Source organism: Fluviicoccus sp. (assembly GCF_030646115.1).
Lineage (GTDB): Bacteria > Pseudomonadota > Gammaproteobacteria > Pseudomonadales > Moraxellaceae > Fluviicoccus.
This window is the reverse complement of the sequence record NZ_JAUSMX010000027.1, coordinates 151,156-164,495: the sequence shown is the minus strand read 5'-3', so window position 1 is coordinate 164,495 and position 13,340 is coordinate 151,156. Positions and strand designations below refer to the sequence as shown.

Annotated in this window: 13 protein-coding genes; 6 read left to right on the top strand and 7 right to left on the bottom strand. The window is 63.5% G+C overall.

What is annotated here, in order from left to right; all coding sequences use genetic code 11:
• Positions 1-76 precede the first annotated feature (76 nt).
• Positions 77-1,804 carry a hypothetical protein gene (locus tag Q7T36_RS16570; protein ID WP_304851288.1) on the top strand — a complete coding sequence of 576 codons (1,728 nt, stop codon included), beginning with the start codon at positions 77-79 and terminating at the stop codon, positions 1,802-1,804.
• Positions 1,805-1,822: 18 nt separating this feature from the next.
• Here Q7T36_RS16570 and Q7T36_RS16565 read toward each other — a convergent pair whose 3' ends face one another.
• From Q7T36_RS16565 to Q7T36_RS16555, 3 genes are all read right to left on the bottom strand, one after another.
• Entirely contained in the window at positions 1,823-2,638 is an 816-nt protein-coding gene (locus Q7T36_RS16565) for a crotonase/enoyl-CoA hydratase family protein (protein ID WP_304851285.1), read from the bottom strand.
• Positions 2,639-2,762: 124 nt separating this feature from the next.
• On the bottom strand, positions 2,763-3,890 hold the full coding sequence (locus tag Q7T36_RS16560; RefSeq protein ID WP_304851282.1) for a YheT family hydrolase: 1,128 nt from the start codon (positions 3,888-3,890) through the stop codon (positions 2,763-2,765).
• 101 nt (positions 3,891-3,991) lie between these two features.
• Positions 3,992-5,770, bottom strand: a complete 1,779-nt coding sequence (locus Q7T36_RS16555; RefSeq protein WP_304851279.1) for a transferrin-binding protein-like solute binding protein — start codon at positions 5,768-5,770, stop codon at positions 3,992-3,994.
• A gap of 297 nt (positions 5,771-6,067) precedes the next feature.
• On the opposite strand from Q7T36_RS16555, the gene Q7T36_RS16550 reads away from it, so the two are divergent.
• Positions 6,068-6,760 (top strand): cupin domain-containing protein, encoded by a 693-nt coding sequence (locus tag Q7T36_RS16550; RefSeq protein ID WP_304851276.1) that lies wholly within the window; start codon positions 6,068-6,070, stop codon positions 6,758-6,760.
• Positions 6,761-6,781: 21 nt separating this feature from the next.
• Here the strand turns inward: Q7T36_RS16550 and Q7T36_RS16545 are convergent, their stop codons facing one another.
• Positions 6,782-7,117, bottom strand: a complete 336-nt coding sequence (locus Q7T36_RS16545) for a TIGR01244 family sulfur transferase (RefSeq protein ID WP_304851273.1) — start codon at positions 7,115-7,117, stop codon at positions 6,782-6,784.
• A 193-nt stretch (positions 7,118-7,310) separates the two neighbouring features.
• Here Q7T36_RS16545 and Q7T36_RS16540 point away from each other — a divergent pair, with 193 nt between their 5' ends.
• The 3 genes from Q7T36_RS16540 (at position 7,311) to Q7T36_RS16530 (ending at position 8,464) form a co-directional block, all read left to right on the top strand.
• A complete protein-coding gene (locus Q7T36_RS16540; RefSeq protein ID WP_304851271.1) occupies positions 7,311-7,583 on the top strand; it encodes an AbrB/MazE/SpoVT family DNA-binding domain-containing protein in 273 nt (90 codons plus the stop codon).
• Complete coding sequence (locus Q7T36_RS16535; RefSeq protein WP_304851269.1) at positions 7,580-7,978, top strand: type II toxin-antitoxin system VapC family toxin; 399 nt, start codon at positions 7,580-7,582, stop codon at positions 7,976-7,978. Before Q7T36_RS16540 ends, Q7T36_RS16535 begins: the two co-directional genes overlap by 4 nt.
• Before the next feature lie 123 nt (positions 7,979-8,101).
• Positions 8,102-8,464 carry a hypothetical protein gene (locus tag Q7T36_RS16530; protein WP_304851266.1) on the top strand — a complete coding sequence of 121 codons (363 nt, stop codon included), beginning with the start codon at positions 8,102-8,104 and terminating at the stop codon, positions 8,462-8,464.
• Positions 8,465-8,560: 96 nt separating this feature from the next.
• Here Q7T36_RS16530 and Q7T36_RS16525 read toward each other — a convergent pair whose 3' ends face one another.
• Positions 8,561-9,106 carry a PadR family transcriptional regulator gene (locus Q7T36_RS16525; protein WP_304851263.1) on the bottom strand — a complete coding sequence of 182 codons (546 nt, stop codon included), beginning with the start codon at positions 9,104-9,106 and terminating at the stop codon, positions 8,561-8,563.
• Between the two features lie 119 nt (positions 9,107-9,225).
• Between Q7T36_RS16525 and Q7T36_RS16520 the strand changes: the two genes are divergently transcribed.
• Entirely contained in the window at positions 9,226-11,244 is a 2,019-nt protein-coding gene (locus tag Q7T36_RS16520) for an NADPH-dependent 2,4-dienoyl-CoA reductase (RefSeq protein WP_304851260.1), read from the top strand.
• A gap of 208 nt (positions 11,245-11,452) precedes the next feature.
• On the opposite strand, the gene Q7T36_RS16515 is transcribed toward Q7T36_RS16520, so the two are convergent.
• Together Q7T36_RS16515 and Q7T36_RS16510 are read right to left on the bottom strand one after the other, a co-directional pair.
• Positions 11,453-12,196, bottom strand: a complete 744-nt coding sequence (locus Q7T36_RS16515; RefSeq protein WP_304851257.1) for an START domain-containing protein — start codon at positions 12,194-12,196, stop codon at positions 11,453-11,455.
• A gap of 8 nt (positions 12,197-12,204) precedes the next feature.
• Positions 12,205-13,161 (bottom strand): ketopantoate reductase family protein, encoded by a 957-nt coding sequence (locus Q7T36_RS16510; RefSeq protein ID WP_304851253.1) that lies wholly within the window; start codon positions 13,159-13,161, stop codon positions 12,205-12,207.
• Between the last annotated feature and the right edge of the window lie 179 nt (positions 13,162-13,340).

Here is a 13,340-nt window from a genome sequence, read left to right as displayed (position 1 = left end):
AGACAGGCAGAGGCCCGAAATCACAGGGCCTGTGCTAGGATTTCCACTGACAGAAATAAACCCTCAGGAAGAATCAATGAACACAAGGACCTCCGCCCTTTCCCCCCTGCTGTTGCTGGCCATGCTCGGCCTGACCGGTTGCGGCGGCAACGACAAGGACTCCGCACCGGCTACCGCCGTCACCATCACGCCGTCACTGGGGCGTATTTCCGGTGCGGACGTTCGGCTGTATGACGCCACCGGTAGTGAAATCGGCCAAGGCATGCTGAACAGCCTCGGGGAAGTCACCATCGACCCCCATAAGCCGCTGCCCGAAGGCTTCACGGTCAAGGTTTTCGGCAAGGCCGGGGCGACCTATTTTGATGAAGCGCTGGGCTCGGACCGTCCGTTCCCCGCCGGGGCCGTGCTCAGCGCCGCCGTTGCCGACGGCTCCCGCCGGGTGACGGTCACCGCCCTGACCACCATTGCCCATGAGCGCGCCCGCGCCCTGGCCGGAACCGGCAGGCCGCTGACCGCCGCGCTGATCCGCCAGGCCAACGATGAAACCGCCGCTGCGCTGGGCGGCAACAACGTCACCGACATCACCGCACCGGTGACGCTGGTCGGCTCGCCGGATGACCGCCCCGACGCCGGAACCCCGGAGGGCAAACACGCCTACCTGCTGGCCGCGCTGGCCGACTACGCCACCTCGCAACACCCCGACTGCGCGGCGGACAACGCCTGCGACCCCTTGCTGGACATGGTGCGAAGCATGGCGGACGATTTCAGCGACGGGCTGCTGAATGGCAAAAAAGCAGCTACCATGATTGACGATGCCTTTTATGCTGCCAATGCAGGCGGCGCCAGCGCCGACAACCTGCGCATCGCGCTGACGCAACGGGTGCGGGACTTTTCCGAATACGGCTTCACCCCGACCGCGCGCTGGCTGGCGCGCAGCATGCAGGGAGAGTATCCGCTGCACTGTGGCCCGGCTGCCCAGGACACCGGCGAACCGAACGCACGGCTGGTGATCGGCAAGGGCGGCGGCTGGTTGATGGAAGGCGGCTGGGGCAGCATGGCCTTTGGCGGACGCAACGCCCTGCTGGAATGGAAACAGCTCGGGGACATTCCGGAATACTGGCAGCTGGGCCGCCGCAAGGAACGGTTGCTGCCGCAAGTCACTCCTCCGGGCGCGGCGTTTGGACCCAAAGCTCTGTTCACCACCTGCTACGCTGCGGCCAACCGTAGCGGCGTGAATATTTCGCTGGCGCTGGGCGACTGCCTACCTCCATTCTATGCCCGGCTCACGCGCATTTCCGAGGTGGTCTTTACCGGCAACGGCAACGGCCATGTCCGCAGCGGCGGTAACGAGTGGCAATGCACCGGCTTCCCGGCCCTCCCCGACCGGGCGCGGATCAGCAGCGAGAAACGGGTGCAGGAATGGCTGCCGGATGGCGAATACGCCTGCCGCAAGGACGACGGGGGGCCGGATGCACCGGTTTCCGTCATTGGCGGCATACTGAAAGCGGACAGTCTGGCACTGCCGCTGGCCAACCTGACCCATGGCGCAGAAGTACAGCGCGACCGCGACGATGAAGGTTTACAGCCTACCGAAAACATTTCCAGCCTGCTGCTGGGCGGCACGCCCAACCCGCGCCTGCTGGACAGCGCCCGCTACCAAACGCCGGACGGAAATTCCGTTCTGACCATCCACCGGGCAGCGGCAACACGGGCCTTCAGCTTTTCCCTGACCCACAGCGTACCAGATCACCCGGAGTTGGCTGTCAGCCGTGCCCGCTGCAACAGTCCCCTGCCGCCGCAATAAGCGAAGGGGGCTTATCCGTTAATCCCGAAACACCGCCGGGCGCTTCTGCATGAAGGCCGCCCCGGCCTCCTCCAGATCCTTCGAGAACAGCATCGCCGCATTCCACGTCGCCACGTAGTTGAGGGCGTCGGCGGTACTGTGGTCGCGGGCGTAGCTGATCATTTCCTTGGTGCCGCGAATGCACAGCGGCGACTTGGCGGCGATGTTACGGGCAATCTCCTCCACCCCGGCAAACAGCGCCTCGGGCGTGTCATAGCACTTGTTCACCAGGCGGATGGCCTGCGCCTCGGCACCACTGACGTTGCGGCCGGTATAAGCCAGCTCGCGCGCCATGCCCTCGCCGACAATGCGCGGCAACCGCTGCAGCGTGCCGACATCCGCCGTCAGCCCGACATCGATTTCCTTCACCGTGAAATAGGCGTCCGCCGAGCAATAGCGCATGTCGCAGGCGGTGGTCAGGTCAATGCCGCCGCCAATGCAAGCGCCGTGGATCGCCGCCAGCACCGGCTTGCGGCACTGCTCAATGGCGTTGAAGCTGGACTGCAACTCCAGGATCAGGCGGCGCAGGCTCTCGCGGGAGCGGCCGATGCAATCGTCGGCGATTTTCCCCTGCAACCCGAACAGCAGGCTGAGATCAATGCCGGCGGTGAAAAGGCGGCCGTTGGCCTTGAGGATGCCGACACGGGCTTCGGGGGTTTCGTCCAGCCATTGCATGGCCATCTTCAGTTCCGCCCACATCTCGGCGTTCATGGCGTTGAGCTTGTCGGGGCGGTTGAGGGCGATGGTGGCGACGCCATCGGTCAGGCTGACGTCAAGGGTCTGGAATTCGGGCATGGAAAAAGCCTCCAATTTATTGAAAATCCACGTAACCGTGGTAATTCCCTCTCCCCTTGTGGGAGAGGGCTAGGGAGAGGGGTGCGGAAAGTCTCCCGAACACCCCGTCAGTTTATCGGCCGACTCAGCACCCCTCTCCCCGACCCTCTCCCACAAGGGGAGAGGGGGAAAGCGCCATCCGGCTGACCGTCAAGAAATAATCCCCCATCAACCGCCCGGCCCAGGACTTGGCCGACCAGCCTTCGTAATGCGCGCAATGGCTGCCCTGCGCCGTCGTCACCAGGATGACGTTGGGCATCTGCGCCATGGCCTCACGATAGGGGTCAATGTTTTCAAAGCGGCACACCGGGTCATCTTCCGAATTCAGGATCATGATCGGCTTGGTGATAGCGGTGAACACCCGCATCGGGTTGCTGGCGGCGGTGTACTCGGCGAGGCTGGAATAACCCGCCAGTTCGTAGATGTGGTCGTGGAAATCGGACAGGCTGCGGGCGGACGCCAGCCGCTGCACCGTCGGCAGGTGGCGGAGCTTGGGTTCGTGCGGGATGATGAACTGCTTCACCAGCTTCTTCGCCATCAGGCGGCTGTAGAACGGATGCGCCTTGTCAAATGCGTTGTCGGTGTTGTAACCGGGGCAATAGGCAAAGGCGGCGCGGAACACGGCGGCCTGCCCTTCTTCCCCCAGATAACGCACCAGCAAGCCCGACCCGGCCGAGGAGCCGACGCCGTACAGCGGCGAATCGGGAAAGCGTTCGCGGATTACCGCCAGTTGCTCGCGCAGGTCGGCGGTGCAGCCGAGGATGTTGATTTTGGGCGTGGGCAGCGGCAGGTCGGCATGGCCGCGCCGCACGCACAGCACCACCCGCCAGCCGGTGCTTTCATGCAGGTCCTGCACCAGTTCGCGCATGCTTTGCGGGCTGCCGGTAATGGTATGCAGCACCACGATGGTGGGCGTCGCCGCAGGCAGGTCATGGCCACGCCAAGCCAGCACGGTGTGGCCGCCGTCGCTCATGGTCAGCGGTTCAAGACGGTCGTAGAACTGATCCGCCTGTTTCTTACGGGCGTTGAGGAACACCAGTTGCAGGTGGGTGTTGAACAGCCAGGGCGTGGGGCGGAACGGCTGGTGCAGCTGGCGCAGGCGGCCCACGAGTTGCCGGGATTGCGGATTGTCGTGGCAATGCACGCGGGGAATTTGGCCCTGCAGCCGCTGACGGACCGCGTTGAACCTGAAGGTATTGCGAAGGGTGGACATGGAAGAGGCGCCCTGCCGGTGAACTGCCAGGGCCCGAGCTTAAAGCCTGAGCGCCATATATGCAACTAGTTGCATATATGGCGCAGACTACTGATTACAGATCAGGGCTTGGCGCCGAAGGCACCGATGAAGATCTTTCCCGGTCCCGGTGACGGGTCGCTGAGGACGAAGGTTCCGGCCAGCTCATTCGCCGTGGCGCCGTAGAAGGTGCCGCGGATGGTGGTGTTGGTCGCCGCCGGTATGGTGGGAGAGCTCACCGTCGCCGTGAAGCTGTTGCCGCTGATGACGCCGCCGCTGATCACCATGTCGCGGAACGGGTTGTCGATGGCCGGGGCATAGATGCTGTAGGGCGTCAGCGTCGACACACCGGGGGTGGTCAGGATCGACGAGATGCTGCCGCTAACCGTGCCCGCCGCAAAATTGACGTTCAGCGTCACCGTGCCGCCTGCATCGTCTGAACCGCCCACCGTGGTGGTGGAAATTACCCCGGCCATGCTTCCCGTGTACACCACTGTACCCGAACCGGGCATGCTGCCCGGCAACGCCGTGCCCCCGGCAAACGCGCCGTAGGTGGTGATGGCGTTGGCGGGCATCGGTGCGGCCAGCACATCGCGGATGGTCCAGACACCGAAGTCCGCCGCCGTCAGTCCCAGCGAACCGGCCAGACGGATGGAGGTCATCGCCAGCGGCGTTCCGGCAACGAATATGGTGCCCGGCTGGGTGGCAATCGCCCCGACCAGCGACGCGCCGTTGGGCGGCGGGTTAGCCAGTGTGAACACACCGTTGTTGGGGGTGCCGTTGGGCCCGGCGGTGACGGTTGAGGTGGTGACACCGCCCGTTGTCGAGCTGGTGAAATTAACCGGACTCATCAGCACCGTGGGGATGATCCCGACCGTCGACACCCGCAGGGTGGGGCCGCCGGAGCCGATAAACAGATCCGCCGCATTCTTTTTCAACCCGAAGGAACCGATGAAGATGCGCGCCGGGCCGGGGGTGACATCGCTGATGGTGAAGGTTCCGGTAATCTCGTCGGCATTCGTGCCGTAGAACTGTCCCTTGATAGTCTGCGTGGCAGCCCCGGAAAAGGACGGTGACGTCGCGGTGGCGGTGAAGGAATTGCCGCTGATGACACCGCCGCTGAGCACAATGTCCCGGATCGGCACGTCCGCCGAGGCGGCATAGCCAGGATAAGCCACTACCGTGGTCACACCCGGCGCGGTCAGCAAGGCCGGTAACGTGCCGCTGATGGTGCCGGCAGCAAAGTCCACGTTCAGCAGCGCCACACCGCCGACATCATCCGAACCGCCGACGGTGGTCTTGGCCACCACACCGGTCATGCGGCCGGTATAGGAACCCAGTCCGGTGGTTGGCATGGCCGTCGTCAACTGCGTACCGCCTGCATAAGCGCTGTAGGTCGCCACCGAATTCGCGGGCAGCGGCGCGGGCACTTGGTCGCGTAGGGTCCACATCCCGAAATCAGAGACGGTCAGGCCCACCGTTGACGCCTGCGAACCGGAGGTCATCGCCAACGGGGTCCCGGCGACCAGGATGGTGCCAGGCTGGGTGGCCACCGCACCGACCAGAGTGGCGCCGTTGGGAGCCGGATTGACCGCTGTAAAAATACCGTTTTGGCTAGTGCCGCCCGGCCCGGCGCTGACCGTCGAGGTGGTCACGCCGCCGCTGGTGGTGCTGGTGAAATCCACCGATGTCATCAGCACGGTCGGGAAGGCGGCCTGAGTGGAGACATGCAGGGTGGGCCCGGCGCTGGCGGTAAAGGTGGCGCCTGGCGGCGGCGGTGAGGAACCACCCCCGCCGCCACAACCGGCCAGCAGGGTCAGCGCCATCACGGCGGGCAAGGCATTCATGCGGAAACCGGGCATGGGAAACTCCGTTTTTGTCGTTATTGGACCGGCCTGTGCAGGCTCTTCAGGGTCTGCGAACCGCAAAGATCAGGAAGGAGTGGATGGATAAAGGGGGTCTTCGGCCGCCCCGGTTTGGCTGCGGGGCAAGGGGGAGAATTTTAAGAAGCCACTGGCCTTACAATGAACCCTTATCAACAGGGTGTCGAGGAGGAAATTGCCGGGACCGGATCGGTGCGAAAGTGTCCGGGTGCTGTTGCTGGGTGAACAACCGGCTAAGCGCTACACTGGACGCTGACCACCCAATCTGGAAACTACATGCCACCCTCTCCCTCCTCCGCGCCGCCTGCGGGCCTGCGCCTCAACGCCGATTTCAACCAGCGCGTGGTGATCCGCCCGGATGACTACCGCTGGGTCGCCTCCCCCCTGCCCGGCGTCGAACGGATGATGCTGGACCGCATCGGTGACGAAGTCGGGCGAGCCACCTCGCTGGTGCGTTACGCCGCCGGCTCCTCCTTCCGCGAGCATGTACATGGCGGCGGTGAGGAATTCCTGGTGCTGAAAGGAATGTTCTCCGACGAACAGGGCGACTACCCGGTGGGCAGCTATGTCCGCAACCCGGTCGGCAGCCGTCACACTCCTTTCAGCCGGGAAGGCTGCACCATCTTCGTCAAGCTCCATCAGAGTGATGCGGAGGATCGCGAACGGGTGGTGATCAACCTCCACAACGCCCCGTGGCGGCAGGGGATGGTGCCGGGTCTGAAGGTATTGCCGCTGCATGAATTCGGCACGGAACACGCGGCGCTGGTGCGTTGGGCGCCCGGCACGCGCTTTACCCCGCACCGGCATTGGGGCGGTGAGGAAATCCTGGTATTGGAAGGCGTGTTTGAAGACGAGCACGGCCGTTATCCGGCCGGGAGCTGGCTGCGCAGCCCGCACGGGTCAATGCATGCGCCGTTCAGCGAGGAAGGATGCCTGATCTGGGTGAAGACGGGGCATTTGCCGGACTGAACCGGCCTGCCCCGCCCGGCGTCAGTCGTCCAGCAGATCCATTTGCTTGGCCAGCTGGAACAGGTTGTTGCAGCGGTTGCCGGTGCGGCAGAAGGCCAGCACCGGCTTGGGCAGGCTGTTGATGTGGGCGGCGAAAGTCTCGACATCGCCCTGAGTGATCTGGCCGCTGATCACCGGCTGGTGCACATAGGTCAGGCCCAGCGTCTCGGCGGCGGCCTGCACCTGCGCGGCGGTGGGCTGCTGCGGGCCTTCCTCAAAATCGGGACGGTTGTTGATCACGGACTTGAAGCCGCGCGCGGCGACTTCCTGCATCTGCTCAGGCGTCAGTTGCCCGGCAAAGCCGATTTCCTGGGTCATGGGGTGGCTCCGGTGGGGGATGGGGAAAGGGTTGATTATGCCTCAGGCGGAGGCAGGTGCAAGGTGCAGGAAGGCGGGGAAATGGTTGCGGAACAAAAACCGGGGATGGCGTGACAACCAGACCCTTTACGCTCCGCAATCAAGAGTGATACATTGGGTGATACATTCCGCGCCCTCCCAGAGGCTTGACACCATGTCCTTGCAAATCACCAAGTGGGGCAACAGCCTGGCTGTCCGCCTGCCTTCGGCCCTGATCCGGCAAACCGGTTGGCATGCCGGAGATGAAATCGACGTCACGGTCACGGCCGAAGGTGAAGTCATCCTGAAACCGGCGGCTGCTTCCACCAACGTCCGCGCCGGGTTGGGCATGCTGGCCGGGACGAAACGCGAAACCATTGCCGATGACGATCCCGACGCCAAACTCCTGAAGCTGATTCGTGATCAGGATAGGGACACGCACGCATGAAAGCACTGGATACGAATATCCTGGCGCGTTACCTGCTGGGCGACGACCTGCGTCAGGCGGAAGCGGCCGCGCGACTACTGGAATCCGGAGAACGCTGGTTCGTGCCGGTCACGGTGGCGCTGGAGCTGGCCTGGGTGCTGCGGTCGGAAGGCGTGGCCAAGACTGATGTCATCACGGCCTTTCGCCATGCGCAGGCCTTGCCCGGCATGGCATGGCAGTTCGCCGGGGAGTGGCGGCAGGCTCTGGCTTGGGCGGAAGGCGGGCTGGATGTAGCGGATGCGCTTCATTTGGCGCTGGCGGGAAAATGCGAGGCGATGCTGACCTTTGACGAGCGTTTCGCGGCGCGCGCGGGTCGTGAGGGGGCAAGGCCGGAAGTGGTGTTGGCGGGAGAGTGAATCAGGCCGATTGACGCCGCAGGTTGTAAGGTGGGTCAAGACCCACCGGCAGGCCTCTGATCGAAGACCGGTGGTGGGTCAAGACCCACCCTACGAAGCAAATACAAAACCAAGGAAGACAAAATGTCGAATAGTTTAGCATCGCCCCCTAAGTCGTTTGATGAGCGGTTTTTTGTCGTTGTTGGGTTCGGCATCCTGATTCTGAACACTATTCCGGAGGGATTATTCGATCCGATTTTCGCCGAGGCTTGGCGAAAAATTTTCCCCGGTCCCACTCTTTTTACACTGGCCGGGATCATCTCTGTGGTTGCAGCTTATGCTGGATTTAAATCTGGCTACTTCAGCCGTCATCGCAAAGCAACTCAGTTTTTCTGGTCAGTTTTGATGCTAATCGGGCTTCTGACCAACGGATATGTTTTTTGGACTGCGGTGGCTGTCCTAACGGACTTAAAGAGCCCCGCACAATTCGAGATGCCCCCGCCGTAGGGGCGCACTGCGTGCGCCCGCTCCCCCCAAACACACCGTTTCCCCAAAACCCCCACCCTGTCCGGCGAAGAAGGGCGCACGCAGTGCGCCCCTACGTCATGCGAGGTCGGAAACCCCCGCCAAAACCCCCAACGCCTCCTCCGACCACCTAATCAACCCCTCCTCCTGCATAATCCCCGCCCTTAAAATCAAATACTGAATCTCCCCCAACCGCGACAACGTCTTCCCCGCAAAATCCCTCACCTCAATCGCCCGATACGCCGCCAGCCTCAGCTTGTGCAACCCCATCCGCCGCTCAATCTCCGTCTCCAGCCCCAACGGCCCCATCACCGCATCCGTCCGCAGCTTCACAAAGAATTCATCACGCGGCGACGGCGGGTCCACCGGCTCCAGCGCCCAGCGCTTCAGCTCCTCCCGCCCGGCGGCCAACACCTCGTACACCCGCTTGCGCGACTTGCCCGCATCCTCCGCCGCTTCCGACCGAATCCACCCCGCCTCCTCCATCCGCCCCAGCTCGCGATAGATCTGCTGGTGGCTGGCCCGCCAGAAATAGCCGATCGTCTTTTCAAAACGGCGCGTCAGGTCATAGCCGGAACAGGATTTCTCCAGCAGCGAGGTCATCAGGGCATGGGGCAAGGACATGGCGGCGCCTGCAAACGTGAACGATGGGTCATGGAAATAAGTTATGCAACTGGTTGCATAGTAACCGGGATTGCCGTACAAATATATGCAACTGGTTGCATAATTCCCCGGAGACACCCATGAGCGCCTACCCGCACCTGCTTCAACCTCTCGACCTCGGCTTCACCACCCTGCGCAACCGCCTGCTGATGGGTTCCATGCACCTGGGGCTGGAAGAAATTCCGCACGGTTTCGAACGCATGGCCGCCTTCTATGCCGAGCGGGCGCGCGGCGGCGTCGGCTTGATTGTCACCGGCGGTATTGCACCTAATCCTGAAGGAGCGGTGATGGGCGGCGGCAGCAAGCTGACCACCGAACACGAAGCCGCCGAACACCGCGTCATCACCGAGGCCGTGCATCGCGAAGGCGGCAAGATCGCGATGCAGATCCTGCACACCGGCCGCTATTCCTTCCAGATGACCTCAGTGGCCCCCAGCGCCCTGCGCGCACCGATCAATCCGTTCACCCCGCGTGAACTCAGCAGCGAGGAAGTCGAGCAGACCATCGAGGACTTCGCCCGCTGCGCGCAACTGGCGCAACAGGCCGGGTATGACGGTGTGGAAGTCATGGGTTCCGAAGGCTACCTGATCAACCAGTTCATCGTCGCCGCCACCAACCACCGCAGCGATGAATGGGGCGGCAGCTACGACAACCGCATCCGCTTCCCGCTGGAAATCGTCCGCCGCACCCGCGAGCGCGTCGGTCCGAACTTCATCATCATCTACCGCCTGTCAATGCTGGATCTGGTGGAAAACGGCTCCAGCTTCGACGAAGTGGTGCAGCTGGCCAAGGGCATCGAAGCCGCCGGGGCGACCATCATCAACACCGGCATCGGCTGGCATGAAGCCCGCGTGCCCACCATCGCCACCAAGGTGCCGCGCGCGGCCTTTGCCTGGGTGACGCAGAAGATGAAGGGGCAGGTGTCGATTCCGCTGGTCACCACCAACCGCATCAACGCTCCGGAAACCGCCGAGGAACTGCTGGCCGCCGGTTTCTGCGACATGGTGTCGATGGCGCGGCCGATGCTGGCCGACCCCGAATTCATTGTGAAGGCGGAACAGAACCGCGCCGACGAGATCAACACCTGCATCGGCTGCAACCAGGCCTGCCTCGACCATGTGTTCAAAGGTCAGGTCACTTCCTGCCTGGTCAACCCGCGCGCCTGCAATGAAACGGAACTGAACTACCTGCCGACCGCCAAAGCCAAGCGCATTGCCGTGGTCGGCGCCGGTCCGGCGGGGCTCAGCTTCGCCACGGTCGCCGCCCAGCGCGGCCATGACGTCACCCTGTTCGACAGCGCGGCCGAGATCGGCGGTCAGTTCAACGTCGCCAAGCAGGTGCCGGGCAAGGACGAATTCTACGAAACGATCCGCTATTTCCGCCGCCAGATCGAGCTGACCGGGGTGAAGCTGGTGCTGAACCGCCGCGTCACCGAAGCGGATCTGCAAGGCGAATTCGATGAAGTGGTGCTGGCCACCGGTATCCAGCCGCGCACCCCGCCGATTGACGGCATCGACCACCCGAAGGTGCTGGGCTATCTGGACGTGCTGCGCGACAAGAAGCCGGTAGGCAAGAGCGTGGCGATCATCGGCGCGGGCGGCATTGGTTTCGACGTGGCGGAATACCTGACCCACGAGGGCGAGACCGGTACGCAGAACCCGGCCAAGTTCTACGCCGAGTGGGGCATTGACCGCGATTACACCCATCGCGGCGGCCTGACCCATGGCGAGGTGGAAAAGTCGGAACGTCAGGTGTACCTGTTGCAGCGCAAGGCGAGCAAGGTCGGTGACGGCCTGGGCAAGACCACCGGCTGGATTCACCGCACCGGGCTGAAGAACCGTCGCGTGGAAATGCTGTCGGCCGTGACCTACCGCAAGGTGGATGATGCCGGGCTGCACATCAGCATCGGTGACAAGGAAATGGTGCTGCCGGTGGACAACGTGATTGTCTGCGCCGGGCAGGACCCGTTACGGGCGCTGGAGGCCGGGCTGAAGGCGGCCGGTCAGTCGGTGCATCTGATTGGCGGTGCGTTTGAAGCGCGGGAGCTGGATGCGAAGCATGCCATCAAGCAGGGGGCGGAGCTGGCGGCTTCCATCTGATCCTGTAGGTCGGGCTTCAGCCCGACAACACTCTCCGATCGAAGGGCGGTTGTCGGGTTGAAACCCGACCTACACTCTACAAAACGCCGCTCCCTCTGGCGAAGGAGCGGCTTTTTTATGGCGGAAATGTTTACATCCTCGCCACCTTCAACCGGTTCAACTGCTCACGATACACCGCCTTCTGGTCGGTGGTCAGCGCGCTCAACCCTCAGCGGCTGACGGTCTGCCGATAGTCCTCGCTCCCATACACCGGAAACGGCAGTGGCCTGCCCTTGTCATAATCCCCCGATTGCAGGCGGCGCTGCATCGCCAGCACAATGGCATAGGGCGCGCTGCGCTGCACGAAGTTGGCGGCCCACAGCGGAATCTTGCCGCCCGGATCCACATAGCCCTCGGTTTCCAGCATCACCTTGCCATTCTCCATCGGCATGAAGCGGCTGGTGACCTCCTGCGCAGGCATGCGCACCATCGGCGGCTTCAGCGGCAGGTAGTCCGGCTCGGCAACGATACGCAGGGTCAGTGTCTTCTGGCTGCGGGTCTGCGGCTGCACCGACCCGCGCAACACCACATCCCGGTTCGGCAAACCCGCCGGTGCGCGATGCACCAGATACACCACGTATTCGGTGGCCGACACCTGCTTCAGCAGCTTCGCCTCCATCACCTGCCAGTACCACTTGTCGTAGCCGGGAAAGTCCAGCATCAGCCGCGCCACCGCCTCCATGGAGCCGTCCAGTTCGGCCTGCACCTTGAACGACCGGAAAGTCTTGCCGTCCTCCTGCCGCATCCAGGTGGTGATGTTGCGCTTGCTGTCATGGCGTATCTGGTGCCATTCATTGCCATACCGGGTCTGGAACTCGTCCAGCCTCCCGTCATCGTCGCCGGACGCGGCCTGCGCCGGCTGGCAGGCGAGCAGCCCGCACAGCAGCAGCCCTTTCCACAGAGTCTTCTTCATGGTGAACCTCAGGCCGTTTCCGGCAACGACAGCCGCAACATCTGCAACGACGACACCGGCAAGCGTCGCGCCGTCCCCAGCCGGATATAGCTGTCCAGCATCATCCGTGTCTGCACGCCCACCTTGGAATAATGGAAACGCAGGTACACCTGCAGGTCAAAGGGGAAGACGTGCTTCAACAGCGGCAGCACCAGCCGCCAGGTCAGGGGCCACACCAGCGGCCGCAGCGCCCAGGTGCTGCCGCCGGTTTCCGCCGCCGCCGCCTGCATTGCCTCGCGGGAAGCCGACAAGCCCTCACGCAGCGCCGGGCTGGCGGGCAGGCCATAAAGATCCCAGCCGTTGGCCTCCAGCGCCGCCATCAGCGGTTGCATCATGGCCACGAACGCGGCGGTGCTGCGGGCAAAATCCGCCACCTGCCGGGCGGGAACCCCGGCCTGTTTCAGCGTCGCGGTGACGGCAGCGGCGCGGCCCTTTTCCCCCGCCGCCAGCGACGGTGTCAGCGGCGGCAGGAAGAAGGCGATGCCCTCGGGGCCGGGCTGCCCCGGCAGCGGTGACTGGAAACTGATGAAGGGAATCAGCGCCTGCACCACCTGTTGCCGGTCAGGCACATGGCGGCGCACGAATTCGCCGTCGTGGATATCAGGCTGCAGGCAGATCACCGTCGCGTCACCGACGGCGGCCAGCACCTGCTGCGCCAGTTCGCCGCGCAGGGCGTCGGAGGGCAGCGTCAGCCACACCTGGTCCCAGCGCCGGGCAGCCACTTCCGCCGCATCGGTCAGAATACCGAAGCCCGTCAGCCGTTCGATGACATGGCCGCGACGCTGCAGCCGGTGCAGGCTCAGGCCCGCCTTCAGCCCTTCCGCATATTTCGCCTTCACAAAAAAACTGACCGCATGCCCCGCCCGCGCCAGATGCAGTGCATAGACCTGACCGATTGCACCCGCCCCCACCACCAGAATGTCCATCCCCGCTCCCGGCGTCTTCCGACCGCCCTGATTGACTTGAAATCGCACAAACCCGACAATAGCTGAATAAATATCAGCTTTTGCAAAAGCCTGTCAATCAGCATCCGCCCGGTGACAGCGCCGTTGATTGACAGTGTTGAGCACGACCTGTCACAGTCAAAGCTGATCAATAATCGGTT

Excerpts from the sequence above, each read along its gene's own strand:
- Q7T36_RS16560 (WP_304851282.1), bottom strand. The coding sequence starts at position 3,890 with ATGTCCACCCTTCGCAATACCTTCAGGTTCAACGCGGTCCGTCAGCGG.
- Q7T36_RS16520 (WP_304851260.1), top strand. The coding sequence starts at position 9,226 with ATGAGCGCCTACCCGCACCTGCTTCAACCTCTCGACCTCGGCTTCACC.
- Q7T36_RS16525 (WP_304851263.1), bottom strand. The coding sequence starts at position 9,106 with ATGTCCTTGCCCCATGCCCTGATGACCTCGCTGCTGGAGAAATCCTGT.
- Q7T36_RS16540 (WP_304851271.1), top strand. The coding sequence starts at position 7,311 with ATGTCCTTGCAAATCACCAAGTGGGGCAACAGCCTGGCTGTCCGCCTG.
- Q7T36_RS16530 (WP_304851266.1), top strand. The coding sequence starts at position 8,102 with ATGTCGAATAGTTTAGCATCGCCCCCTAAGTCGTTTGATGAGCGGTTT.
- Q7T36_RS16510 (WP_304851253.1), bottom strand. The coding sequence starts at position 13,161 with ATGGACATTCTGGTGGTGGGGGCGGGTGCAATCGGTCAGGTCTATGCA.
- Q7T36_RS16555 (WP_304851279.1), bottom strand. The coding sequence starts at position 5,770 with ATGCCCGGTTTCCGCATGAATGCCTTGCCCGCCGTGATGGCGCTGACC.
- Q7T36_RS16570 (WP_304851288.1), top strand. The coding sequence starts at position 77 with ATGAACACAAGGACCTCCGCCCTTTCCCCCCTGCTGTTGCTGGCCATG.
- Q7T36_RS16515 (WP_304851257.1), bottom strand. The coding sequence starts at position 12,196 with ATGAAGAAGACTCTGTGGAAAGGGCTGCTGCTGTGCGGGCTGCTCGCC.
- Q7T36_RS16550 (WP_304851276.1), top strand. The coding sequence starts at position 6,068 with ATGCCACCCTCTCCCTCCTCCGCGCCGCCTGCGGGCCTGCGCCTCAAC.
- Q7T36_RS16565 (WP_304851285.1), bottom strand. The coding sequence starts at position 2,638 with ATGCCCGAATTCCAGACCCTTGACGTCAGCCTGACCGATGGCGTCGCC.
- Q7T36_RS16535 (WP_304851269.1), top strand. The coding sequence starts at position 7,580 with ATGAAAGCACTGGATACGAATATCCTGGCGCGTTACCTGCTGGGCGAC.
- Q7T36_RS16545 (WP_304851273.1), bottom strand. The coding sequence starts at position 7,117 with ATGACCCAGGAAATCGGCTTTGCCGGGCAACTGACGCCTGAGCAGATG.